Source organism: Flavobacterium sp. (assembly GCF_035299245.1).
GTDB lineage: Bacteria > Bacteroidota > Bacteroidia > Flavobacteriales > Flavobacteriaceae > Flavobacterium.
Window position 1 is genome coordinate 333,192 of sequence record NZ_DATGWY010000004.1, and the last position, 26,091, is coordinate 359,282.

General features: G+C 36.3%; 16 protein-coding genes. 8 read left to right on the top strand and 8 right to left on the bottom strand.

Going from position 1 to position 26,091, the window contains the following annotated elements; translation table 11 throughout:
* Positions 1–12 precede the first annotated feature (12 nt).
* Positions 13–552, bottom strand: a complete 540-nt coding sequence (locus VK161_RS03110; RefSeq protein WP_324213295.1) for a hypothetical protein — start codon at positions 550–552, stop codon at positions 13–15.
* A gap of 115 nt (positions 553–667) precedes the next feature.
* Between VK161_RS03110 and VK161_RS03115 the strand changes: the two genes are divergently transcribed.
* From VK161_RS03115 to VK161_RS03140, 6 genes are all read left to right on the top strand, one after another.
* On the top strand, positions 668–3,433 hold the full coding sequence (locus tag VK161_RS03115; protein WP_324213296.1) for a 2-oxoglutarate dehydrogenase E1 component: 2,766 nt from the start codon (positions 668–670) through the stop codon (positions 3,431–3,433).
* A gap of 74 nt (positions 3,434–3,507) precedes the next feature.
* Complete coding sequence (odhB, locus tag VK161_RS03120; RefSeq protein WP_324213297.1) at positions 3,508–4,743, top strand: 2-oxoglutarate dehydrogenase complex dihydrolipoyllysine-residue succinyltransferase; 1,236 nt, start codon at positions 3,508–3,510, stop codon at positions 4,741–4,743.
* Between the two features lie 213 nt (positions 4,744–4,956).
* Positions 4,957–6,669, top strand: a complete 1,713-nt coding sequence (locus VK161_RS03125; protein ID WP_324213298.1) for a helix-turn-helix domain-containing protein — start codon at positions 4,957–4,959, stop codon at positions 6,667–6,669.
* A 143-nt stretch (positions 6,670–6,812) separates the two neighbouring features.
* Positions 6,813–7,922: a hypothetical protein gene (locus tag VK161_RS03130; protein ID WP_324213299.1), complete on the top strand. Its 1,110-nt coding sequence runs from the start codon at positions 6,813–6,815 to the stop codon at positions 7,920–7,922.
* A 340-nt stretch (positions 7,923–8,262) separates the two neighbouring features.
* Entirely contained in the window at positions 8,263–11,808 is a 3,546-nt protein-coding gene (locus VK161_RS03135) for a fibronectin type III domain-containing protein (RefSeq protein WP_324213300.1), read from the top strand.
* Positions 11,809–11,987: 179 nt separating this feature from the next.
* Entirely contained in the window at positions 11,988–13,199 is a 1,212-nt protein-coding gene (locus VK161_RS03140) for a TCR/Tet family MFS transporter (RefSeq protein ID WP_324213301.1), read from the top strand.
* Between the two features lie 65 nt (positions 13,200–13,264).
* Here VK161_RS03140 and VK161_RS03145 read toward each other — a convergent pair whose 3' ends face one another.
* From VK161_RS03145 to VK161_RS03175, 7 genes are all read right to left on the bottom strand, one after another.
* On the bottom strand, positions 13,265–15,010 hold the full coding sequence (locus tag VK161_RS03145) for a T9SS type A sorting domain-containing protein (protein ID WP_324213302.1): 1,746 nt from the start codon (positions 15,008–15,010) through the stop codon (positions 13,265–13,267).
* 23 nt (positions 15,011–15,033) lie between these two features.
* Positions 15,034–17,526 carry a T9SS type A sorting domain-containing protein gene (locus VK161_RS03150; protein ID WP_324213303.1) on the bottom strand — a complete coding sequence of 831 codons (2,493 nt, stop codon included), beginning with the start codon at positions 17,524–17,526 and terminating at the stop codon, positions 15,034–15,036.
* Between the two features lie 70 nt (positions 17,527–17,596).
* A complete protein-coding gene (locus VK161_RS03155) occupies positions 17,597–18,034 on the bottom strand; it encodes a retropepsin-like aspartic protease (RefSeq protein ID WP_324213304.1) in 438 nt (145 codons plus the stop codon).
* A gap of 48 nt (positions 18,035–18,082) precedes the next feature.
* Positions 18,083–20,689, bottom strand: a complete 2,607-nt coding sequence (locus tag VK161_RS03160; protein ID WP_324213305.1) for a CHAT domain-containing tetratricopeptide repeat protein — start codon at positions 20,687–20,689, stop codon at positions 18,083–18,085.
* Positions 20,690–20,814: 125 nt separating this feature from the next.
* Complete coding sequence (locus VK161_RS03165; protein ID WP_324213306.1) at positions 20,815–22,824, bottom strand: PKD domain-containing protein; 2,010 nt, start codon at positions 22,822–22,824, stop codon at positions 20,815–20,817.
* Positions 22,825–22,918: 94 nt separating this feature from the next.
* Positions 22,919–23,956, bottom strand: a complete 1,038-nt coding sequence (locus VK161_RS03170; protein WP_324213307.1) for a hypothetical protein — start codon at positions 23,954–23,956, stop codon at positions 22,919–22,921.
* Positions 23,957–24,042: 86 nt separating this feature from the next.
* Positions 24,043–24,537, bottom strand: a complete 495-nt coding sequence (locus VK161_RS03175; protein WP_324213308.1) for a hypothetical protein — start codon at positions 24,535–24,537, stop codon at positions 24,043–24,045.
* Between the two features lie 201 nt (positions 24,538–24,738).
* Here VK161_RS03175 and VK161_RS03180 point away from each other — a divergent pair, with 201 nt between their 5' ends.
* Together VK161_RS03180 and VK161_RS03185 are read left to right on the top strand one after the other, a co-directional pair.
* Entirely contained in the window at positions 24,739–25,320 is a 582-nt protein-coding gene (locus VK161_RS03180; RefSeq protein ID WP_324213309.1) for a sigma-70 family RNA polymerase sigma factor, read from the top strand.
* Positions 25,321–25,324: 4 nt separating this feature from the next.
* Positions 25,325–26,059, top strand: a complete 735-nt coding sequence (locus VK161_RS03185) for a tetratricopeptide repeat protein (protein ID WP_324213310.1) — start codon at positions 25,325–25,327, stop codon at positions 26,057–26,059.
* The last annotated feature ends 32 nt before the right edge of the window (positions 26,060–26,091 follow it).

Genomic DNA, 26,091 nt, shown 5'->3' on the forward strand with positions numbered 1-26,091 from the left:
ATAGTCAGATTCCTAAAAAAACACCCTAACAAAAGGCATAAAAGCATCGCCATAAACACCTTTGTCTTCTACAAACAAAACGTTGTATCGTGCGCCAATAGTTACATTGTCCATGCGATAACCAGCTCCAAGAAACAAACCTGTATTCCAAAAATCATCTGTAAAAGTAGAATTATCAGCTTTCAAATTCACACGAAGTTGTTCTAATTCAACCGACAACTGAAATTCTTCAATCGGATTAACCAATCCAATAATACTTCCGCCGTACATACTCGAAGAATAAAAATCACGGTCTTTTAAATAACTGTATTGCAAACCAGCACCAGCTGAAACGTATTCGTTGAAGTTATAAATCGCAGTTGGAGATACCGAAATATTAGTAAATCCAGAGCCAATTGCCAAGCCTAATCCGCCACCAAATTGCACATTGTTCCAAAAATCACTTTTTGTTTCAGTAACAGGAGTTTGCTGTCCAAAATTGACATAACTCAACAGGAGTAAAAATAGAAATGTTAATCTTTTTATAAAAACAGGTAATACTTTCGTTTTCATGGCTCTATGTATAGTTAATTAGCGATATAAAAGTAGCAAAAACATTGAAAGATTGTTATAAATATTTTACTTTTGCATAAAATTTTTCAACTACAACTGTACTTATATAAAAAATATGGATAGGTTTTCCTTTTTAAACGCAGCACACACTCAATTTTTTGCCGATTTATACGAACAATATACCTCAAATCCTGATAGCGTAGAACCTAGTTGGAGAGCCTTTTTTCAAGGATTCGACTTTGGAATGGCCACCTACAATGAAGAGAATTTAGGGGAACAAATTGTAACGTATGCTTCTTCAGAGAACTCTCAAGTTTCTGAAAAACTGCAGAAAGAATTCAATGTTTTAAAATTAATCGATGCGTACCGTACACGCGGTCACTTGTTTACAGAGACCAATCCGGTTCGTGATCGTCGTGTTTACACTCCCAATTTAGACATAGAAAACTTTGGATTGACTAGTGCCGATTTGGATTTGGTTTTTGATGCCGCCAAAGTATTAGGTCATCAACCCAAAACCTTAAAAGAAATTATTGCGCACCTTAAAAACGTGTACTGCCAACACATTGGTATCGAGTACATGTACATGAGAAAACCAGAGGTAATTCAGTGGATTCAAAACCGAATCAACGTTAATGATAACCTACCGAACTTTGATTCCAATCAAAAAAAACACATACTCGGAAAATTAAACGAAGCGGTTTCGTTTGAGAATTTCCTTCACACCAAATACGTGGGTCAAAAACGTTTCTCACTTGAAGGTGGCGAAAGTTTAATTCCGGCACTAGATGCTGTAATAGAATCGGCGGCCGAAAAAGGCGTAGAGCATTTCGTAATGGGAATGGCACACCGTGGGCGTTTGAATGTGTTGGCTAACATCTTCGGAAAAGCAACTCAAGATATTTTCTCCGAATTTGACGGAAAAGACTACGATAAAGAATATTTCGATGGCGACGTAAAATACCATTTAGGGTTGACATCGGAGCGAAAAACATCTTCAGGAAAAAAAATCAACATCAATTTGGCTCCGAATCCTTCGCACTTAGAAACGGTTGGTGCCGTTATTGAAGGAATTACACGTGCTAAACAAGACAAATATTTCCCAGACGATTTCTCAAAAGTATTGCCTATTGCCGTTCACGGTGATGCAGCAGTTGCTGGACAAGGAATTGTGTACGAAATTGTTCAAATGGCACAATTAGACGGTTACAAAACGGGTGGAACGATTCACATTGTCATCAATAACCAAGTCGGATTTACTACCAATTACCAAGATGCACGTTCGTCAGTTTATTGTACGGATGTAGCTAAAGTAACTTTGTCTCCAGTATTACACGTAAATGCAGACGATGCTGAAGCAGTAGTTCATGCTATGTTGTTTGCGTTAGATTTCAGAATGGAATTCGGACGCGACGTGTTCATCGATTTATTAGGATATAGAAAATACGGTCACAACGAAGGTGATGAACCTCGTTTTACGCAACCGGTTTTGTATAAAATTATTGCTAAACACCGCAATCCAAGAGATATTTACGCAGAAAAGCTAATCACTGATGGAATCGTTGATGCAGCGTACATTACTAAAATCGAAAACGAGTACAAAGACAAACTCGATGAAAATTTACAAGCTTCTCGCAAGAAAGATTTGACCATCATCAAACCGTTCATGCAAGATGAATGGGAAGGTTTTGAGCAAGTTTCAGATGATGAAATGTTGAAAAAAGTAGATACTAAATTCGATCGTAAAAAATTGGATCAAATCATTGAAACGGTTTCGACTTTGCCTTCAGATAAAAAATTCATCAGCAAAATCACCAAAATTGTTACAGATCGTAAAACCATGTACGATAACAATGCCATCGATTGGGGAACAGCTGAAACTTTAGCGTACGGTTCGCTTTTGACAGAAGGTTACGATGTTCGTGTGTCAGGACAAGACGTAGAAAGAGGAACGTTTTCACACCGTCATGCGGTGGTGAAAGTGGAAGACAGCGAAGAAGAAGTAGTATTACTTAACGGATTAAAAGATAAAAAAGGGAAGTTCAATATTTTCAACTCGTTCCTTTCAGAATATGGCGTACTCGGATTTGACTACGGTTATGCTTTGGCCAATCCAAACGCTTTAACGATTTGGGAAGCCCAATTTGGAGATTTCTCTAATGGTGCGCAAATCATGATTGACCAATACATTTCGTGTGGTGAAGACAAATGGAACAACCAAAACGGAATTGTATTGTTGTTGCCACACGGTTACGAAGGTCAAGGTGCCGAACACTCTTCTGCACGTATGGAACGTTACCTGCAATTGTGCGCACGTCACAACATGTATGTTGCCGATTGTACCACGCCAGCCAACTTCTTCCACTTGTTGAGAAGACAAATGAAGACGAAATTCCGCAAACCATTGGTAGTGTTTTCTCCCAAAAGTTTGTTGCGTCACCCATTGTGCGTTTCCACAGTTGATGAATTAGCCAAAGGACAATTCCAAGAAACCATTGATGATGCTTCAGTGGACAAGAAAAAAGTAAAAACAGTGGTTTTCGTTACTGGAAAATTCTACTACGATATTTTGGCCGAAAGAGAAAATTTAGGCAGAAATGATGTAGCTTTGGTACGTATTGAACAATTGTTCCCGCTACCAGTAGAGCAATTGAAAGCCATCATCAAAAGCTATCCAAATGCAGACGATTTTGTTTGGGCGCAAGAAGAGCCGAAAAACATGGGTGCTTACGGATACATGTTGATGAATTTCGATTTAGTACCTTGGCGTTTGGCTTCGTTAAAAGCCTATGCCGCACCAGCAGCCGGAAGTCACACGCGTGATAGAAGACGTCATGCCGATGCAATACGAATGGTTTTTGATAAAAATTTATTTAGATAAAAGGTTTATGATTTGTGGTTCATAGTTGGCCGCAAACCATAAACAATAAACTACGAACAATAAACTAAAAGAATATGATTTTAGAAATGAAAGTGCCTTCTCCAGGCGAATCAATAAAAGAAGTTGAAATTGCAACTTGGTTAGTAAAAGACGGTGATTATGTAGAAAAAGACCAAGCAATTGCTGAGGTAGATTCTGATAAAGCTACACTTGAATTGCCTGCAGAAGCGAGTGGAATCATCACTCTTAAAGCTGAAGAAGGCGATGCAGTTGCCGTTGGTGCTGTAGTTTGTTTGATCGATACTAGCGCAGCGAAACCTAGTGGAAGCGCTCCAGTAGCAGAAGCAAAACCAGTAGCAGAAGCTCCAAAGCCAGTTGCAGAAACACCTAAAAAAGAAGAAGTAAAAGCTACTCCAGTTGCAGAAAAAACGTATGCCACACAAGCGCCATCGCCAGCAGCTCGTAAAATATTGGATGAGAAAAACATCCAACCAACCGACATAGTTGGAACAGGAAAAGGTGGCAGAATCACTAAAGATGATGCTGTAAATGCCGTTCCTTCTATGGGAACTCCAACAGGAGGAAGTCGTGGTTCAGAGCGTACTAAATTATCAATGCTACGTCGTAAAGTAGCTGAGAGATTGGTTTCTGCGAAAAATGAAACTGCGATGTTGACTACGTTTAATGAGGTTGATATGACTGCGATTTACGATTTAAGAGCCGAATTCAAAGACGCGTTCAAAGAAAAACACGGTTTAGGTTTAGGATTCATGTCGTTCTTTACTAAAGCAGTGACAAGAGCGTTGCAATTGTTCCCAGATGTAAACTCAATGATTGACGGTCAAGAGAAAATCTCATACGATTTTTGTGATATTTCAGTAGCGGTTTCTGGACCAAAAGGATTAATGGTTCCAGTAATGAGAAATGCTGAGACGTTATCGTTCCGTGGCGTTGAAGCTGAAATCAAACGTTTGGCTTTGCGTGCTCGTGACGGACAAATAACGGTTGATGAAATGACCGGTGGAACATTCACTATTTCCAACGGAGGTGTTTTTGGAAGTATGTTGTCTACACCAATCATCAATCCACCACAATCGGGAATTTTAGGAATGCACAACGTGGTTGATCGCCCAATCGTTCGCAACGGACAAATCGTAATTGCGCCAGTTATGTACGTAGCACTTTCTTACGATCACCGAATCATCGATGGTAGAGAATCAGTAGGTTTCTTAGTAGCGGTAAAAGAAGCATTGGAAAACCCAGTAGAACATTTAATGGGTGGAAATGCGAAGAAAGCACTAGAATTATAGTTTTTTCCGCCTGCTTGTTCGGGCGCCTATATATGTAAATCCCGTCTTGTTCTAAACGAGACGGGATTTTTTAAAGCACTATGTTGGGTTCAAATTTCATAAAAGAGAAGTAAAAATTTAACGTTATTCTTGAAGATAATTCTTGAAAAAACCATCAGTTATTAGTTATTTTTGCGACATACATTTTTGCAGTAGCTTTTGTCCCTTTTCCCCATGCATAAAATCATCCTACAATTCATACTACTAGTGTCTTTTTCTTCTGTATTTGCTCAGGAGTTGAATGAACTTCAAATTAAAAAAACCCGAAGCATACAAGAACAACTCATTGCCAATCCCGAAAAAGCGTATGCCGAAGCTTTGGAGATTAGTAATGACAAAGACGAATTGTTTCGTTTTTTCGGCAAATATTATGTTGCCAATTACTTTTACAACAAATCCGATTTTACGCATTCCAAGAAGCTTATAATTGCACTTATAGAAGAAATTGAAAATAGCGATGTTCCCAAATCAAGTAAAGTGTATCAAGATTTGATGGGAATTTGCGTCAACAAACTTTTCTACATCCATAAAAATTTAGGAGAATACGACTCGGCCTTGTTGTATCTTGATAAATATAAAAAGCGATTACCCAACAATCGTTTTAATGAGCAATACGGCTTGATCAAAGTGGCAATGGGTGACTATGTTAATGGAATTGCTTTGTTGAAGAGAGAGTTAATGACTTCAGCGCACTTGAAATTGGGAGTAGGTGAAAAAAAAGTAATGAACAAAAAGTTGTTTGCCGATAAGCACAATATCATTGGCGAAGCGTATCAAATGTACTACATCAAGTCGAAAAAACCGGTTTTCTTGGATTCTGCAAATTACCACTTTACAGTTGCCGCTACGATGTTGATACAAGATAATTTCTATCCTGAGTACACCAAAGCATTACTGTACATGCGTGAGGCAAAAAGTGCCGCTTTAGCCGGAGATTATGCCCAATCGTTGTCTTTGTACAGAAAAGGGAAAAAATATACGGTGATTAATGATCATGTGCGAACAGTGCAGTTGTTTGATTTAGGTATGGCCGATTGTTTTCACCATATGAAACAAGTTGATTCAGCTTTTTTTTATTGTAAAAAATACATAAAGAGTTACCAAATTACTAAAGTTTCCAAAGAAAATTTATTGATGGCCTACAACATCATGACTCAATGTTACAGTGCCAAAAATGACACTAAGAATGCGTATCGCTATGCTCAAAAAAGTTTAGAATTGATTCAATCCATAGAAGGAATAAAGAATAAATCATTGAATTTTTTGCACAACTATGACTTAACTATTATTAAAGAAGAGTCCAATAAGATTATCGCTTCTAAAAATTATTTTAAAATCGTTCTTATTGGTATTTTGTTCGTTTTAGGCATCGTAGTTTTCAGTTTTTTCTATTATTACAGAAAACAAAAAGAAAAGCATAATCGGTTTTTACACATCATACAAGATTTGAAAGAATCTAAAGTTACAGAGATTCATTCAACAGAAATCAATACCACAGCAATTGAGGTTCAACCCAAACAAGTTTTAGATGATGAACTTATTGAAAAATTGGCTTTAGGATTAAAAAAATTAGAGCAGAAAGAAACGTTCCTAGATCCGAATTTCAAGTTGGCTTTTGTGGCTAAAAAATTAAACACAAATACGGCTTATTTATCCCAATACTTCAATCAGGTTATGCAAAAGACCTTTTCAGAATATACCCAAGAATTGCGCATCCATTATGTACTTCAAAAGTTAGTTGACGCGCCGTATTTTCGCAAATACACATTGCAAGCCATTGCTGAAGAAGTGGGTTATAAAGATGCTAATACGCTAGTTCGTGTCTTTAAAAAGCAAACCGGACTTTCTCCTAATTATTACATTGAACAACTAAAAAACACAGACTAAGTGTTTTAAAATCAAAACAATACAACTTATTTAAGCTGCCGATTATTTATAAATAGTCCAATACATATATTGTTCCGGCGGTTCTTTCCTCATAGTTTTGGCCGAAAAACAAATCAAAATTAAAATTTTGGAAATTAGATAAGATGAAAAAAAATGTTCTCCTTTTGGGATTAGTATTGTTTTCTTTTGGTACTACTAATGCTCAATTATTAAACAAATTAAAAAAAGCAAAAGATCAAACCTCGCAAGCTTCAGAGGTTGTGGAAAAAGTAAGTGAAACTACCAAAGGCGGTAAGAAGAAAAAGGCAGGTGGTTTTCCTACGGGTTTAAAATTAGATTGGACAATGTTCAAACAAACACCAGCGGTAACATTTAACTCACTTCTTTACGGAACAGGCTCTAGTCCGGGATTAATTAACAGTTACACGGCTACTTTTATTCCCAACAAAACGGTTGATGGAAAAACAGTTCATCATTTTGAGAATCAGTCGGAGTATTTGAGAATTAAGGTTTTCAAAGACAACCAATACATGAACTATTTCGAATATTCGGGTGATCAAGTTTTTGATGACGGCAAGAAGACAAAATTCAATGAGCCAGATAGCCGTTACCAACGTGATGGAGAATGGGTAGGACATTCGGAATCATTCATTACACAATGGGGACCAGGAAATTATAGATTGGATTTTTATGCAGGCGACAAAATGTTTTATTCTTTCGATTTCGAATTGGTGAAACTAACCAATACTGATCCGTATGCTGCCATGAATGAAATGTATGTAGTTCGTGGTCCGTGGAATAATTTTGCGTATTTGAATCACGCTGATACAGGTAATTTGCTTTTTGGTTTCTACATGACACATGAGGAGTTCATGCCCAATCCATCCAATAGCAGAAAAACGACCAAAAGCGTGAAATGGTCTGCGAATATGTATAAAGACAACAAATTGTTCGCACAACATTATGGTAGTGGTCCGAATTCAGCTCAAGTGGAACAAGCTGAATGGAACGAGGTTCAGTGTGCTTTTAAATTAGTGAATAAAACAAGTGAATTTAAATATGCCGACCTGACCGATGGAGCTTACAAAGTGGAACTTACCATAGAAGGTGAAAGCAAACCTAGAATTTACAACTTCATAGTAAAAGACAAAAAAATAGTTCAAATTCCAGAACAAGACAGAACTAAAAACACCGATCCAACACGATTAATAGAAGGATGGAACGACTATTTCTGGTTAAAACTAGAAAAATAATCAGTCGAGAGAAGTTTTTACAACATTACAACAAATAAGTTACGAGATTAAAACCTATTTTTTGTAAAGATTTTAAAAGTTAACAATGATAGTAGTGTCGTAATTATTTAGAATTAAAAAAGAGTGCTAAAATCTTAAAAAACAAATGTTTAATAGGTTTTTTAGCACTGCTTTTTTATCAATGAGCGGTACAAGTTTTAGCTGTAGGCATTATCAAAATAAATTGTTTCTAGTAGATAAGTTTAAAAGGTAGAATCTTACATTATGCTCTTGTATCAACTAATCTCAGTTAACGTGTTAAAATAAATTAATAACAAAATCAATCTTAAAGATTTAGAAAATGAAAAAAAGAATTACTTTATTCTGCCTCTTGGCGTTTTTTTGCTTCATCAGTAATGCTGTTGCTCAATGTACTACTGCAGCAAATGGACTGTTTCCAAGTAATGCCTTTACACCAACCTGTGGTGGAAACACTGAAACAATAACAAACCAAAGTTGGGCAGGCGAATACAGCAATGTGAATGTGATTGCCAATAGGCAATATAGATTCTCCAGCTCTGTATCGACTGATTATATTACAATTACTAACAGTACTGGAACTATTACTTATGCTAGTGGAACACAACCCGTAATTTGGGATTCTGGAAATACAACAGGTGTTATCCGTTATTACCTCCATTCCAATGTGAATTGCGGGAGCGAACAAGTTAATAGGTCTCGTTATGTAAGATGTTTAGATGCTTCAAACTGTGTACCACCTTCAAATCTGGCTGTATCAAATGTAACATCCAATTCGTGTAAAATAACTTGGACAGCGGCATCACCAGTGCCTTCTTCGAATTATGATATTTATATCTCTACAACAAATAGCGCTCCTAATGCGAATTCTACTCCTACATTATTCAGTACAACTAACTTATCTACTTCGATATCTGTAAGTGTTGCGGCAGGTACTACCTATTACTACTGGATACGCTCTAACTGTGGTGCTACGACTGGTGTATGGATTTCGGGTGGTAACTTTACTACTCCACCTTCATTAATTTGTAACGGTGCAATTTATGGATTATATCCTGATGCTACTTTTACACCTTCTTGTACAGGAAGTACCGAACAAATCGCATCTGATGCTTATGCAGGAGAATATTCAAATGTAAATATAGTGTCAAATAAACAGTATACTTTTACTAGTTCAATTTCAACAGATTTCATCACAATTACTAATGCTGCAGGAACAGCGGTTTTAGCAAGTGGTTTGACTCCTTTAACCTGGCTGTCTGGTACAACTTCTGGCGTAATTAGATACCATTTGAATACCAATTCTAGTTGTGGAACTCAAAACACAAACCGAGTAAAATCGATTCAATGTTCTACCCCTGTAAGTTGCGGATTACCATCAGGTTTGGCCGTTTCAAATATTACTTCAAATTCATGTCGATTGTTTTGGAATGCGCCCAATCCGCCTGCCAATTCCTATGATATTTATTTGAGTACCAACAGTACTGCGCCAATAGACACCACTAATGCTACTCAAACCAGCGTAACAAATCTTGTAGGTGCTTTGAATGGATTATCAGCAGCCACAACCTATTATTATTGGGTTCGTTCCAATTGTAACGGGAACAAAAGTGCTTGGGTATCAGGAGGAAGTTTTACAACAATTGCGGCATTAACCTGTAATGGTGCCTTTTATGGATTGTATCCCGATGCCACTTTTGCACCTTCTTGTTCTGGAAATGCCGAACAGATTGTTAACAACGCTTGGGCTGGAGAATATACCAATGTTAACGTACAATCAAACAAACAGTATACGTTTACAAGTTCCATCGCAACTGATTTTATAACCATTACTAATACAAATGGAACTATTGTTTTAGCAAGCGGAATTACACCTTTGGTTTGGAATTCCAATGCCACATCCGGAGTTATTAGATACCATTTCAGTACCAATGCCAATTGTGGCGTGCAAAATACATCTCGAATCCGTTCCATAACGTGCGCAAATGCATCGTCTTGTAATCCTCCAACACAATTATTTTACGATGGTTTAACATCTACCACTAATAATATTGCATGGTTAGCGCCAAATCCTGCACCAAGTAATGGTTATGTTTATTGTTATAGTACCATAAACGATCCATTTTCTGCAAATGCAATCACAGGAACTACAGCAGATACTTTTGCGGTTTTAAATAATTTATCGCCAAACACTACCTATTATTTCTGGGTAAAATCCAATTGCGGTAACACACAATCCAATTGGGTTTCGGGTGGTTCGTTTACCACATATTCAGGATCCGGATGTGACGCACCTACACAGTTTTGGTCTCAAAACATTACTTCAACATCAGCTACCATTAACTGGATTCCTTCAACATCAGCACCAAACGGAGGTTATTTGTATCTCTATGGAACAAACCCAAACCAAGGAGAGATAGATGGAAGTACTTTATCAACTTCAGCAAATTTGACCGATTTATTACCCAATACAACTTATTATTGGTGGGTGGCTTCCAATTGTGGAAACAGTCAGAGTGCATGGGTATTAGGCGGATCTTTTACTACTCTTTCTGAAGGTTGTTGGCGAATGGTAACCACGGGTATGAGTCATTCGCTTGGTATAAAAACAGACGGAACACTTTGGGCTTGGGGCGCTAATGATTTCGGACAATTGGGTGATGGAACTACGGTTCCAAAAACCACTCCAATCCAAATTGGAACTGCCAATGACTGGCAAAGCGTGAGTGCGGGTACATTGCATACGATGGCAATCAAAACCAATGGAACATTATGGGGATGGGGAATTAATGGAAACAGCCGATTGGGAGACGGAACAACTATTGGTCGAATCAATCCCACTCAAATAGGTACTGCTACTAACTGGCAAAGTGTTTGCGCCGGAGATACCAATACATTAGCCATCAAAACCAACGGAACATTGTGGGCTTGGGGATATAATGGGAACGGTCAATTTGGTGATGGAACTACTACAAACCGATCAACTCCTTACCAAATAGGTACTGCCACCAATTGGCAAAGCGTGGATGTAGGTTCGGTTCATACCTTGGCTATTAAAACCAATGGAACATTGTGGGCTTGGGGAACCAACTCGTACGGTCAAGTAGGAGATGGAACCACCGCAACTAGAACTTCGGTAACACAAATAGGAACCGATAACGATTGGCAAAGTGTTGCAGCAGGAGGTTTTCACTCAGTTGGATTGAAAGAGAATGGAATACTATTCACTTGGGGGAATAATGTAAACGGTCAGCTTGGTGATGATACCAATACATCAAAATCAGCGCCAGCAGCAGTTTTTGATGGCGTTCAAACTATAGATGCAGGATCGGATTATACCGTGGGAACGTTGTTTTTTGGCAATATGTGGTCGTGCGGAATCAATACGTTTGGTCAATTGGGTAACGGAACCACTACCAGTAGCAATACTATTTTAGTGACCAATTCTACGAACCATCAAAGAGTTGTAAGTGGATTTCAACATACTATTTCGTTAAACACAGACGGTTCTATTTCATTATGCGGTCTAAATGTATCAGGTCAGCTAGGAAATGGAACGACAACTAATAGTGCTACTTTAGTATCTATTGTATGTCCAACATCTACTTTAGGGATTGATGATGGTGTAGTTATAGATAATAATGATATTAAAGTGTACCCCAACCCAGTAAAAGATGTTTTAACTATTTCATATGAGCAAGAAATTACTCGTGTATCGGTTTATAATTTACTCGGACAAGAAGTAATTACCAAATCAATCAATGCAAATGAAACTTCAATTGATGTTTCACAATTGCCAGTAGGAACTTACTTGGTAAAGGTGAATGCTGGTGACTCAGTTAAAACGGTAAAAGTAATCAAACAATAGTACATTTAAATTCAAAATACCAATCCCAAATTCGTTAAGAGTTTGGGATTTTTTGTTTATTTGCAGTAGGTGTCTATTTGGCACTTTTTGTGTAAGGGATAGGAGCAAAGTGCCGCGCACTGCGGATAGCCCGACGCAAGGAGGAACGACGAAGCGATACGCCCAAAAAAACTAAAACTATGTCATCAAACAAAAAGTCTGCAGCAATAGGATTCATTTTCATTACGATGTTGATTGACATCACGGGTTGGGGAATTATTATTCCGGTGATACCCAAACTGATTCAGGAATTGATTCAGGACGATGTGAGTGAAGCCGCTAAAATTGGCGGTTGGATTGCCTTTGCGTATGCGATTACTCAATTTATTTTTGCTCCGATTATTGGGAATTTGAGTGATAAATTTGGGAGACGACCCATTATTTTGATTTCGCTTTTTGCCTTCGGATTGGATTATATTTTGTTGGCTTTGGCGCCTAACATTACGTGGTTGTTTATTGGTCGAATTATAGCCGGAATTTCGGGTGCTAGTATCACTACTGCTTCGGCGTATATTGCCGATGTGAGTACGCCTGAAAACCGTGCAAAAAACTTCGGAATGATTGGCGCGGCTTTTGGTTTGGGCTTTATTATTGGTCCGGTTATCGGCGGATTATTAGGTCAATTTGGTTCGAGAGTTCCGTTTTATGCGGCAGCTGTGTTGTGTTTGTTGAACTTTTTATACGGTTATTTTATTTTACCTGAATCCTTGCCAGAGCACAACCGAAGAGAATTCAGTTTGAAACGCGCTAATCCAATTGGAGCATTTATGAATTTGAGAAAATACCCGCAGTTGATTGGTTTGGTGATTTCGATATTCTTGTTGTATACGGCATCGCACGCGGTACACAGCAATTGGGGTTACTATACCATTTACAAATTCAATTGGGATGAAAAGATGATTGGAATTTCGTTGGGAGTTATCGGCTTGTTAGTAGGTTTGGTACAAGGAGTTTTGATTCGTTGGGTGAACCCAAAATTGGGGAATGAGAAAAGCGTCTACGTTGGAATGGGATTGTATACGTTTGGAATGCTTTTGTTTGCTTTGGCTACTGAAAGTTGGATGTTGTTTGTGTTTTTGATTCCGTATTGCTTGGGCGGAATCGCTGGTCCGGCGATGCAATCGTTAATTTCTGGGCAAGTACCACCCAATGAACAAGGCGAAATTCAGGGAACATTATCGAGTTTGATGAGTGCTTCGGCGATTGTTGGTCCACCCATGATGTCGACGGTTTTTTATTATTTCACTCATAAAGAAGCACCGTTTCAGTTTGCGGGAGCGCATTTTGTTTTAGGCGCGTTTTTGATGTTGGTCAGTACGTTGATTTCGTATTTTTCATTGCGAAAAAAATAAACCGCAGATTCGCAGATTAATTATTTTAACTTGCAAATTTGCGGTAGAATAGTAAAAAAAGAGTGTTATTCTTTTACAATTTTTATTGTTTTTTCTTGTCCTCCAGAAATTACTTTTACAAAATAAATTCCTTTTGAAAGTTCGCTCATGTCAATTTCAGTTTGTAAGCTCTTTACTTTTAGCGATAGTATCTTCTGACCTAAAACGGAGGTTATTTCAATCGAATCAATTAAGGAAGTATTTGAAATTGTCAAATTATTTTTTACTGGATTTGGGAAGTAATTTAAATTCACAAATTCTCTATCAGAATTAGATAATGAACTCACATAGGTCAGTACAGGAGTTCTAATTAAACTTTCAATGCCACTTAGAGTTTGTGTAGCATAATAAGTGTTCCCATCTATTAAAAGAGTAGTTATTGGTAAAGGAGTTGAGGCTTGATTTGCCATGTTCTGTTTATCTGTTGCGCTTGCATACCAATTAATGTTTTCTCCATCTACCACAACATCTTGAAGTGTCGCGCCAGTGTTAAAATATTGCGGTGATACTGCTGTTGGAGCAAGAGGCGTAATCGTTATATTTAGTGTACTGCTTCCACAACCATTAGTAGAAGTTACATTAATGACATGATTTCCTATTGAGACATTTTCAAAAACATTACTATTTTGAAAAACGCCGTTGTCTAGTTGATATTGATAATTACCATTGCCTATTGCATTAATGGTGATGGTTTGTTGAGAAATTGTAGCACTAAGGTTTGGGTTTTCAGGCGGAAGTACAATAGCATCAAATTGACCCGTATAAACACAAGAGAAACCGTTTATATCTTCAATTCCAAAATAAATGGTTTGGTTATTAGTTACTAAAAATGAGTTTGGATTAGAAATTGCAAAACTCATTGTCATTGCATCTAATTCACTGTTAAAAAAAGCAACATAATAATTATCAGGGTTGAGATTTCCAAGTATTAATGGTATAGTAGAGTATAAATTAAAAATTGCTTCTCCAGTTGAAGAACATTTGATTAAATTGTCGGGTTCTTGATAAATTAAAGTAGCCGGAACTGTTATGGTAATTGAATCTGTTGCATTTTCAATACATCCTTGCTTATTTGCCACAACCGTATAAGTGGTTGTTTGTGATGGAGACACTAAAATCGATTGTGATGTAAAAGGTAAAATTCCCTCATTAGAAGAACTCCATTGGTAGGTAGCGTCACTTATTGAAGCCGTAAGATTAAATTCTGTGTTTGGACATAAAATAACGTCTGGACCAAGATTCAAATAACATTGAATATCACAATTGGTAGTTCCTGAATTAGGTTGCCCATAATTTGTTTGGGTGATTGTGATATTTCCTGATAAGTTTGAACCGTTTGTGACTAATAATGTGTAATACTGACCGGGGAGAACATTATTCAATGTAAAACTTTCTGGACTAAATGCAGAATAGCTACAATTTATGACATTTGAATTAATTAAATAGGAAGGGTCACAAGTTTGCGAAGTAAAAGGACCCCAAACAACAAAATCAGTATCAAGTATAGAATTATTAGCAGTTTGTTGAGAAATTTCAAAACTTAAATTACCGGCAGTTTCTACATTTATATAAAACCATTGCTCATTTATATGCGAACCCAAACAGGAATATTCTACTCCGGCTGGTGAATTAAATGAATTAATTACATTTGGAAACGTTGCACTGCCTGATGAAAGACAAAGAGTACTTGCAGTATTACAGGGACTGTTTTGACCATTTGAAAAGGTGATAAAGAAATGAATAAGTATAATCGAATAAATATAATTCTTCATAAGTTATTGTTTAGAGGTGTTAATTAGTTTTTTATAATTTTTATTGTTTTTTCCTGTCCTTTAGAAGTAACTTTCACAAAATAAATTCCAGTTGATAATTCGCTCAAATCAATTTCAGTTTGCAAACTAGTTACTTTTTGTGAAAGTATATTTTGACCTAAAATGGAGGTGATTTCGATTGAATTAATCAAACTTTCATTTGAAATGGTTAAGCTGTTTTTTACTGGATTTGGAAAGAAATTTAAATTCGAAAAAGCAAAATCTGAATTGCTTAATGTTTCTACAAATTCTGTTTTACACGTATTGGTGATAATTGCTGGATTAAAATCAAAATAAATATAAGCCGTATTCGGAATGATATCGCCAACGGCATAACCTGCTTTTGGTTTGATTTGGAAAGTAATAAAACCATGACCAATTTGAGTTTCCGGAACTGATGGAGGCAGGTTGATTCCGTCAAATCGCCAAGTTAAATTACTTCCAACTCTATCTAAAACGTAATTGTGCGAGGCCGTAATCATTTGAATGGAACTTTCATCCAATTTAGCATCCAAAGTATCTTCTACACTTACATTAATTGCATTGGCATTTCCTGTATTTTCAAAACGAATGGTATACGTTAGGTAATCATTCGAAGTAAAATCAGCAAATTCAATTTGTCCGCCGTGGTGTTCTTGTTTGTCGTTTGGATCCCACGAAGCGCGAATATCTTGTGTTAAAGATGCAGAGTTATTAGAAGTATTTGCATCTCCAGCAGGAATAGTTATTGAAACCGAATTGGTTAATAATTGCCCAATACTAACAGTAGGAATTGTTGGTAATTGAAAAAGAACATAAAAAGATCGTTGCTCGTTGGGTAAAAGATTGGTAAAATTATAAGTAAAACCGGTAGCATTTGGTATTGCTCCAACTGGATAAGTAGTCGTTGTAACTACATTATTTACATTAAAAGTAATTGTTCCCGATGCTATGGTTTGGTTTCCTAAATTTTTGAATAAAATATTGTTTCCATAAGGAAACCCCGGAATTGGACCAGCAATCGGACTTAAATAAACGGCTAAATCAATATGAGGAATTTGAGTTATAGGAAAATTATAAGTTGTTATTCCAGAACCATTTGTAACAGATATATTTGAATACGATGAGTTTGAAATAGTATAGTAATCGGTATTATTACTATTTATTGTATATCCGATAGTATACAAATTAGACGCATTGCTTTCATACAAAAAATGCATTCCATTAGGAGCTGTAATTGTATGGTTTACCCCATTATTAATCTGATAATAAAAACTACCAATAGTTGCATTTTGTTCAAAATTTTCTTGAGTTCCGTTATTATTTAGATCTATAAAAGCATTCAATTTAATTCCGTCATCTATGTCTAAAGCAGTTGTAATAGTATAATCATTTACAATTTGATTTCCGTTTAATGTTCCATTAGCTACTATAGTGTTATTGACACTTCCTGAATTAATATCTTGTTGAGTAAGTACGTAAAAACCCGTAAAAGTTGTGTTATCAAAGGAGTTAGGAGCCAATGAAATTATTGGTCCGCCATTTAAATTTAAATTGTTGCTTTCAAGATAAATGTTCGTAATAGGATCACAAGTATCATTAATAATAGTTATTTGATAACTGATTATATCTCCAACATTTGTAAAACCATCATTATTGTAATCAACATAGTTCCCTTGCATTGATGCACCAATATCTTGAGTTGAATTTATTGTAAAATTAATAAACGGCGAACTACATGATTGACCTCCACCGTTAACAGCTAAACTATAAGAATAGCCCGAACTAAAAGGCAAACTAACCGTAGATCCGCTTCCATATATTGCGTTTGGTAAAGGGTTATTGTTGACATAATAGGTTATGACCCAACTTCCTGTTGGTAATCCGCTCAAATTAACTGTACCGTATGGATTGGAACAAGTGGATTGAACAATAGAGTCAATATTGATTACAGGAACACCAGTTACAGTAATAGTTTGTGTAAAAGAGGATGTGTTTCCGCACAAATCTGATGCTATCCATGTTCTTAGAATAGTATAATTGCCCGAACTATTAACTGGAGTAGTAGTTGAGGTGAAATTAGTAATAGGATTGCTACAATTATCTGTAAATTGAATAGTACTTGGCCCAGGAATGGAACTACAATTTGCAGTTAAATTTAGCGGAGGATTCCCAACTAAAATTGGTGATGTTGTGTCTTGAACCGTAATGGTTTGAGTTGCAGTGATACTATTGCCAGAAGGATCAGTTGCTGTCCAAATCCTATTAACCTGAAAATTTCCTGGGCATATACCTTGAAAAGTTTGATCAACATAAGTTACGGTTACTGTTCCTGAATTGTCAGTTGCAGTCATTTGCACAAAGTCGGGACCGTTTCCACATTCAACAATTGACGGAGCTGGAATTGAAGTAGTCCAAACAGGTGGTTCGGTATCGGTTGGATTTGCGAAAGATAGTAAACTCATCAATCCACAAGCCAAAATGTAAAATTTTCTCATAATCAATCTTTTAACAAATCAAAAATAAGAAAATTACCTATAGAAATACTTTCCCAATGAGAATTTACAACTATTGTAAATAAAAACAGTGATTGTAGTAGTCTATAATGGCTTTTCCTTGCAACAAAATGTCAGCGCCAATAATGCCATCAACGGGTTTGGCTTTGTATTGCTTGAGTGCGGTATTTACATGGGTTAAATCGAAAATTACCAAATGGCATTCGGCATCTTTCCATCTTCCCAGTTGTAAAAAATTGTTTTTAGAAAGTTGGGTGTACATTCCGGTTGCGCCAGCTCCAGCTGCTTTGGTTTTGGAATGTTCAGATTGCAATTGAAACTTTTCAATGCTTTCAAACCCGACACAACTATTGCTCGCGCCTGTATCCAAAATAAAATTCCCTTTTACACCATTAATACTGGCTTTGATGAGCAAGTGCTGGGTTTTGGAGACTTTAAAATTGATTTTTTTGTATTTTTCTTTCCGAAGAAGTTCTTGAATGGCTTTCATAGTTGTTGAATTTGTCCTTTCGACGAAGGAGAAATCACATAATCCAGATTACTTGATGAGATTTCTCCTTCGTCGAAAGGACAAAAATAGCCAAATTATCATCAAAATAGATAAAGCACCAACAATTGAAATCCACATCCAATAACTACTCGATTCTTTTTTATCCAACGTTCCATAATACACAAACGAACTCCAATAATAAGGCGATTTTTTGGCATTCGGAATGCTCTCATCAGCCAAATAATCGAGCTTGGCTTGGTTGGTTGCTTCAAAATACGACTTTCCTTTTTTAACATTAGAATAAAATTTATCCATCAAAACCGAAGTGGTATAATCGTTGACTTTCCATAGTGAAAATAATAAATTTTGTGCGCCAGCAAACTGAAATCCGCGTGCGATGCTCATTGCGCCTTCTGCTTTGTACAATTTTCCAATTCCGGTTTCGCATGCACTCAACACGACCAAATCGGGATTCATTTCCAAATGATACAATTCCGAATACAGCACTTCTTGATTGAAAAATTTAATGCTTGCTGGCGTTACCAAATCGCCGGACGAAGCATGAGTCGATAAATGAATGACCGAGTAATTGGCAGCATTTTTCTTGAAATTCTGAAAAGTAGCTTTTTTGTTTTCCAAAAACATTCCATCAAAAGACGATTGAATTTTTAGCTTTTCTTTTTTGGAAAAGGCCAATTCTAAATTAGTTTTTTCAAAGACAGGAAAAATTCCTAACACGCTCTCTTTTTGATGTTGAAACGGAATGGAATTAAGATAAAAATCGGCCGAATTACTATAGCCTATAGCATATTCGTACAATAGAAATTTCATTTTCGCAAAATTGGTTGATTCTTCTTCTTCTGTAACTAAGGCTTCAAAAGGCAATAGTGTCAAAATGCTATCCGGAATAATAATAAGTTTTTTGTAACCCAAAGCCTTTGGGATTTTTAATGTAGAATAAGCATTGTGTGCATGGTGATTAAATTGTGCAGGGTTTTTGGAAATGGCTTCCGAATCGTTGAAGTAATTTAAAAAATTGAGGATTGCTCTTCCTTCTGTTTTCAGTCTATTCAACTGGATTTTATTATTTTCAATTGTGAAAAAATACATTCTTTCAAAACCAACAAAATATTCAATCATCATTGCCTGATTTTTTTTCAGTTTTGAATACAAATCAGCAATATTCAGTTCATAAGATTCCTTGTCTTTTTTAGAGAATTTTGATTTCAATAACAACATCAATTCGTTCTGTTTTTTTATGGCTTCATTGATTTTTGAGATGTCAGCATCATCTAATTTTTGTTGTTCTTTCAAAATAATAGTGTTCCAATTTTGCAATTGTTGCACGATTAATTTTTCTTCCTTTGATTGTGTCTTGGAATCTAAAAGCGCTTGCCGCAAAACAGCCGATTTAGTTTTTTCTGTCAACAAAAAAGCGGCCTCTATGTAACTCATTTTCTGCTCTTTTTTGTGCAATGAAAAATAGAGTTCAATGCATTTTTCAGTGCGATTTCGGTTGCGAATTTGGTTGATGATTTTCGAATTTTCATACACTATCATCGATTGAAATAACTCTTCAATATGAAACGCCAAATCATAACTTTCTATAGCTTTTTTAGGTTGATTTTGAGCTAAAAACAATTCAGCTTGCAAATCAAAAGCATCCAACAAAACCGTTTCGGCATACAACGAGTTTTTTTTCGGAAGTACTGATTTTGTTGTAGAATAATTCGGAATCAAAACACTAAAAACAGCTTTTAAATTGATTTGACTTTCGTCGAAATTAGCACGTTGGAAATCCAGTAAGGCGATGTCATAGTACAATTGCGCCTGTTTTCTCGGTTCGCTATTTGGATTTTCAAAAAACAAATCTCGAGACTTTTCCATCCATTCTTTAGCCTTTTCAAAATGACTTACTCTAGCTTCCATCTTGGCTAAATTCCGATACGCATTCGAAAGTGGCTCTGCCTGATTTTTTTCGGATTGCAATAATAAAATTGCCTTTTTGTAAGCCTCTTCACATTTTTGAATTTGAAAAGGATCGACTTTTAGAGGAAGTAGCGTTTCAAGAATAAGAAAATAATTGTTTCCCAGATTGTTATAGAGAATTCCTTTCTGAATTGTGGTTAATTTCTCTAATTGCAGTGTTTTCTCTAGTAAATTGATTGCTTCGTTTTGTCTTCCAGTGTTTTGATACACGTTGGATAAATTCAAAATGGCCGCGTATTTGTGCTCCTGATTTTTCTCTAAATTAGCTATGTAATAATACTGTTTGATGGTATTTTCAGCGTTGTCGTAATCGCCCATTATTGCATACAAATTGCCCAAAGGTTTCAAACACGATTCGGTAATATCGTAATTGGATAATTTGTTTTTCTGGTACAATTGCCATGCTTTTTCATAGCTTTTGATGGCTTTCTGAGTAAAACCCAACTGATTTTCATAATAGGCTTTGTTGCATTTTAAAATGGCAAATGCCAGTAACTCGGGTTTGGTTTTAGGCGAAAAAGTGGCTTCGGTTTTTTCTAATTTTTTTAAATTTTCGGCATTCGGTTGTGCCACAAAAGCATCCACTGTACTGTAGATTTTGTCTTCTAAAGAAATAGCTCGACTTTGCGAAAAAGACAATTGCGAAATGAAAAACAGTAGTGTCATTTTTTTCCACCATGTAAGACATATAAGGTCGGATAAACTTCGCCTTAAATTTCTTACATGCCTTATACGGTTCAGAAAAAACTTTGCGAACATTGCGAAAAACATTGCGCCTTTGTGCTTAAAAACTAAAACTTCCAAATCGCGTAAAATTGCCAATAATTAAAATCTTTTTCAAAATTCAAATAGTACCGAATTCCAACACTCGGACCAATACGTGCAAAACCAAAAGTAGCATCAGCAAATACACTTGCGTTCATTTTTTCAAATGCTTTTTTGGAAGTTTCTTGCGAATCACTCATACTCATCGATTCAATTTCTTCGCCAGCCGAAGGAGGATTGGTATTGAAATCGGGCGCATATACTTTCCGACTTCGATTCACTTCGGTAGTTTCGTTCAGCAACACCGAAAACTGAGGTCCGACGCCAACACCAATGTAATTGTTAATATTGTAACGCAACGAAATCGGAACTACTTCAGCTAGATTTCGTATGGTTTTGGTACTCGACGAAGTTTGTACAAAACCTGTATCGTAAACTACACCAGTACTTAAAATTATAGGCGGATTGAATTGTACTTGTTGCAAACCCGATTCGCTCGATGAACTACTTTCAAAATAATTGTAATACAACTCCGATTGCCAATAAAAGCGATACGATTTGTACGGTGAAATCGTTGCTCCTAAAAAGTAACTTTTCGGATTTTCTTGATCAGTATACAGATTATAACCCGTACGAACACCAATCGAAACGCCCGGTAAAAACCGCGTCACCGCATAATTGGTAATCACAGGTTCGTTTTTATCAAAAATAATAGCAGTGCGGCTTCGGGTTTTTTCTTTGTGAAAATCTTTGGCAAATTTCATGGTGTATTTTACAAAACCTTTGGTCGAATCGCGTTCGGTAACATTCTTTTGTTGGCTTCCTGGAATGTAAATGTTTTTGAAGGTAAAATGAATTTGCTTTTGTTTGATGATAGTGTCCAAACAACTGTAATTGACTTCTTCGTCTTTGGGACAAATTGGGCATTTCGGATACGAATCAACAATTTTTAAGGTTTTTTTATCGAACATGTCCGGTATATCCGTTTCCAATCGAATCATACGTGCCGGACCTTCACCATCGTTTTGAAAGCGCGTTTTGAAATTGACGGTTTTCAATCGAACGGTTCGGTAATTCATGAACATGGCATTACTCGACATTTTATTTGGGTCGTGCGAGGTTACAATCTCCATTTCCAAGGTTTTCTTTTTGTGGTTTTTATAACTTCGATCCGGAACATAAACGCCGCGCATTCTGACTGTTGCGCTCGTGTCTTTGATCATTTCGGGTGTGGTTTTGAATGTGAAAAAAACATTTCGTGTTTCTTTTGAATTCATTCCGTCAAATTCAAACGTTTTGTAGTTTCTGAATTGCGATTTGCTTTCGGCCAATGTGAGTTCTAAATCTTCATTTTCATTCCAAAACGGAATTCGAAACGCCGAATTTTCATCTGCGGAAGCGAAGGAAGAATACGAATTATTCTCGTCTTCTACAAAGGCAATTCCGTTTTCAGAAATTTCACGTTCACCATTATGTGTGCGGGTTTCAATCAATTCGAAGTTATCGTTCTTGAATTCTTTATCGTTGTAAAACAAATACAATTTACCATTGGCCATATAATCCAACAGATTTTGATAACTCAACACCACGACCATTTCTTCTTCAGGCATGGGTTCGCGGTTGGCAAAAAGATGGATGGAAGTTGAGTCGGATAATGTTGCCACATCATCAAAATTGGTATCAATGACTTCAGTAACAGCTACTGTTTTAGGTCGCGTTTTAGGAGGTTTTCCGTTGTCATAGTTGTTTGTTACACTTACATTGACTTTGTATTGACCCGGTTTTTTGTAGACTTTTTTGGGTTCGGCAGTTTTGCCGTAGGTTCCGTCGCCGTATTCCCAAAAAAACGTATAATTGGCTTTAGGTGCGCCAGCAATCTGAATTAAAGGAGGAGTTTCAGCCTTAAAAGCAACAACGTTTCCTTTTTGGTCGTACACCACATTGGCTCTTCGAGTGATGGTGTCCTTTACCTTTGTTTGTGAAAAAGATGGGGCAATTCCAAACAGTATAACGAGTAAGAAAACTATTTTTTTCATAATCAATGGTTTGGTTAGCATTTATAAAAGTAACAAAAAGTGGTGAACTAGTCACCACTTTCCACAAAAAACTAAATTAACCTAACTATTACTTTTAAGGTAAAGCGTTGATGGCAGCTACTAATTGAGCTTCGGTTCCGAGAGTAGTTTCAGCATCGGTGAACACATATACATCTCCAGCGCCAACGGTTACAGCTTTTATTGCATAACGGTAATTTCCATTATCTTCGGTTACAAAAATCACGTGCATTTGTAATCCAATTGGCACTTGTCCGTAATGTTCTGAGAATTGATTGGTTCCTGAATTGAACGTATCCAATTTGGCTAATGCACTTCCTTCTCCATCATAATGCAAATACACCGCACTATTTTGAAAATTATACCCAGTTGGAACTTCAGCCAAAATGGTAGTTTTAGGTCCGGGATTACTGTAAAAACGATCCACATTCGTCCATCCAAAATCATTTAAGAAAGCGTAGTACGGAGCATTAGCACCTTGACCTTCGGTGAAAACTCCACCTTGTGGACCACCAGCTCCGGGTTCTTGTTCATCCCAATCTAAGTTTCCGTTTTCATCGATAGTTCCGTCCCAAAGCGACATTCCAGGATCAGCGCCACCCGTTAAAGAAGATGGAATAAGCAATTGCATTGAGCAAGTGATGTCTAATTGAACTCCACCTTGAGTAGCGTTGATATAAAATTCGCCACCCGAAATGATCAAAGCCATATCGCCATTGGGTAATCTTCCCATAGTTGTCTTGTCCGTTACAAGCATTGTTCCAGGGTCAAATACTTCTGCGTATTCCAATTGTACTGTTCCAGTTACTGGGTTTCCGTTTTTGGTTAAACAATTCCCATTGATGGTCAGTTGAACACCTTTTGCGGTGGTAAAAGTGGCTGGACCGTCTTCTGCATTGAAAGTAAAATTCTGAGTAATGTTGTCTAAAGCATCATTTCGTAAGGCCAACCATTCGCCTGTGCTAGGTCTGTAGATGGTGTCTGCTGCTTTGTCGTCGTCTGAACAACTGGTAAAAGCTAAAGAGGCTAAAAGTAAAATTCCGATGTTTTTAAATTGATTTTTACTCACAATTTTAAAATTGTTTTTTTGGTGTTCGTGAATCGTTGATTTCATGATTTCTAATTTTTTAATGTTTTTATTAATTTTGGTTTCTATAGTTATATCAACTGAGGTTTTAAATTGTTACCCCATTTTTTGAATTATTTTTCAAAATCAGCACTTTGGATGATTTTATAGTTCAAGATCGCGCCAGTACTTACTAATTCGATCATTTTTTTGGCTTGACTTTCAGAAGATGAAAATCCTTTTGCGGTTCCAGAATCGGTAGTTACTTCCCAAAAGAATAATCGTAAGGTGTTGGACGCTGTAGTTGATTTTTCTTGGTAGAAACTTTCTACTTTTTTGGATAAGATAATTTCTCCTGTAGATACAATGGCGATTATTTTTTGTGCTTCTTCTAATGAATTGGCTGTTCCTGAATAATTGCCTTGGTTGGTGGTTACATTCCAATCGAATACTTCTGTGATTTGATCTCTAGTAAGAGTTGTGGTTGTTTCGATAATGTTTGAAGTGAATGGAACTTCTGTTGCATAGCTGTTAGAAAAGGTTAGTGCTATGATGGCTAATGTTGTAAATGTTGTTTTACTCACATTTTTAAAATTGTTTTTTTGGTGTTCGTGAATCGTTGATTTCATGATTTCTGAGTTTTTTAATTGTTATTGTTTGATTTGTACTGTTATATCAATTAGCTTTTTAATTTGTTACCCATTGAAATGATTTTTTTTCGAAAGACATTTCACTAATTGAAGAACGTTTCAACTCTATATCAATTGATTTAGAAAATTGTTACCCTTTGTAGGTAATTTTTTTTAAATTAGCCGTAAAATCAACGAATTATGGCCGAAAAAAACATTCATCCCGATCAACTTTACATTGACGGATTGGTTCAAAACAATTCGACTGTCATTCAAACCATCTACAAGAAATTTGTTCCGAAAGTCAAAAACTACATTCGTATGAATAGTGGTGATGACGATCAAGCACAAGATGTCATTCAGGAAGTGTTAATCACTATATACAATCAAGCCAAAACCAAAGGATTACAATTATCGTGTCCGTTTGATGCTTACTTTTTTTTACTGTGTAAACGTCGATGGCTCAACGAATTAAAAAAAACATCCAATAAAGAGGTAACATTACAAGATGAAAATGTATCTACAGATGAATCCGTTCAAGAATTGACATTCCAAACCGAAGTTTTTGATGAAAAACAATCATTATTTGATGAAATGTTTCAGAAATTAGGAGAAAAATGTCAGGAAGTTCTCAAACTGAGTTTTATCACCAAAACGATGGAAGAAGTAGCTGCCAAATTGAACGTGACTTATGCTTATGTGAGAAAGAAAAAATCACTGTGCACCGGTCAATTAACCGAAATGATTCAGCAATCGAACAGATACCAATCATTAAAAAGCTAATGCCATGAATGAAGAAACTTACATCCGTTTTGAGAATTACCTCGCTAACGAACTGTCTTCAGAAGAAAAAACACTCTTTGAAGAACAATTGCAAAACGATGCACAATTCAACGAAAGTTTTACTCTTTATAAAGAAACCACACAGTTTTTGGAGCATAAATTTTCTAATGAAACCATCGATTTTAAAGAAAATTTAAAGTCCATTTCCAATCAATATTTTGAAACTCTTTCATCGTCAGAAGTACAAGAAAAAGGCAAAGTCATTACTTTCAAACCTTGGTATTACGCTGTTGCGGCTTCTGTTGTTGTAGTATTGGGAATGTGGTTCATGATGCAAAACGACCCTAATTATAGCGATTACAATCAACACGACACCGCATTATTCATGGAACGCAGTGTTGGTGATGCCAATCTGAAAGAAGCACAAGAAGCATTCAACACTAAAGACTATAAAAAGGCCGTAGCTGCTTTTGACAAAATAACCGATTTTAGAGATCCAGAATTGCAATTGTTTTATGCTATTTCATTAATTGAAACTAATAATTATCCCAAAGCGCAATTGTTTTTAGATCAATTACGCGAAGGAAATTCTGTCTACAAACACAAAGCGACTTGGTATTTGGCGTTGTCCTACTTAAAACAAGACAAGAAAGAAGAGTGTAAATCCACTTTAAAAGAAATTCCAACTGATGCTGAAGATTTTGAAAAAGCTCAGGAATTATTGAACGATTTGGATTGATTTTTTTTGAACCATATAAGGCATTTAAGGTC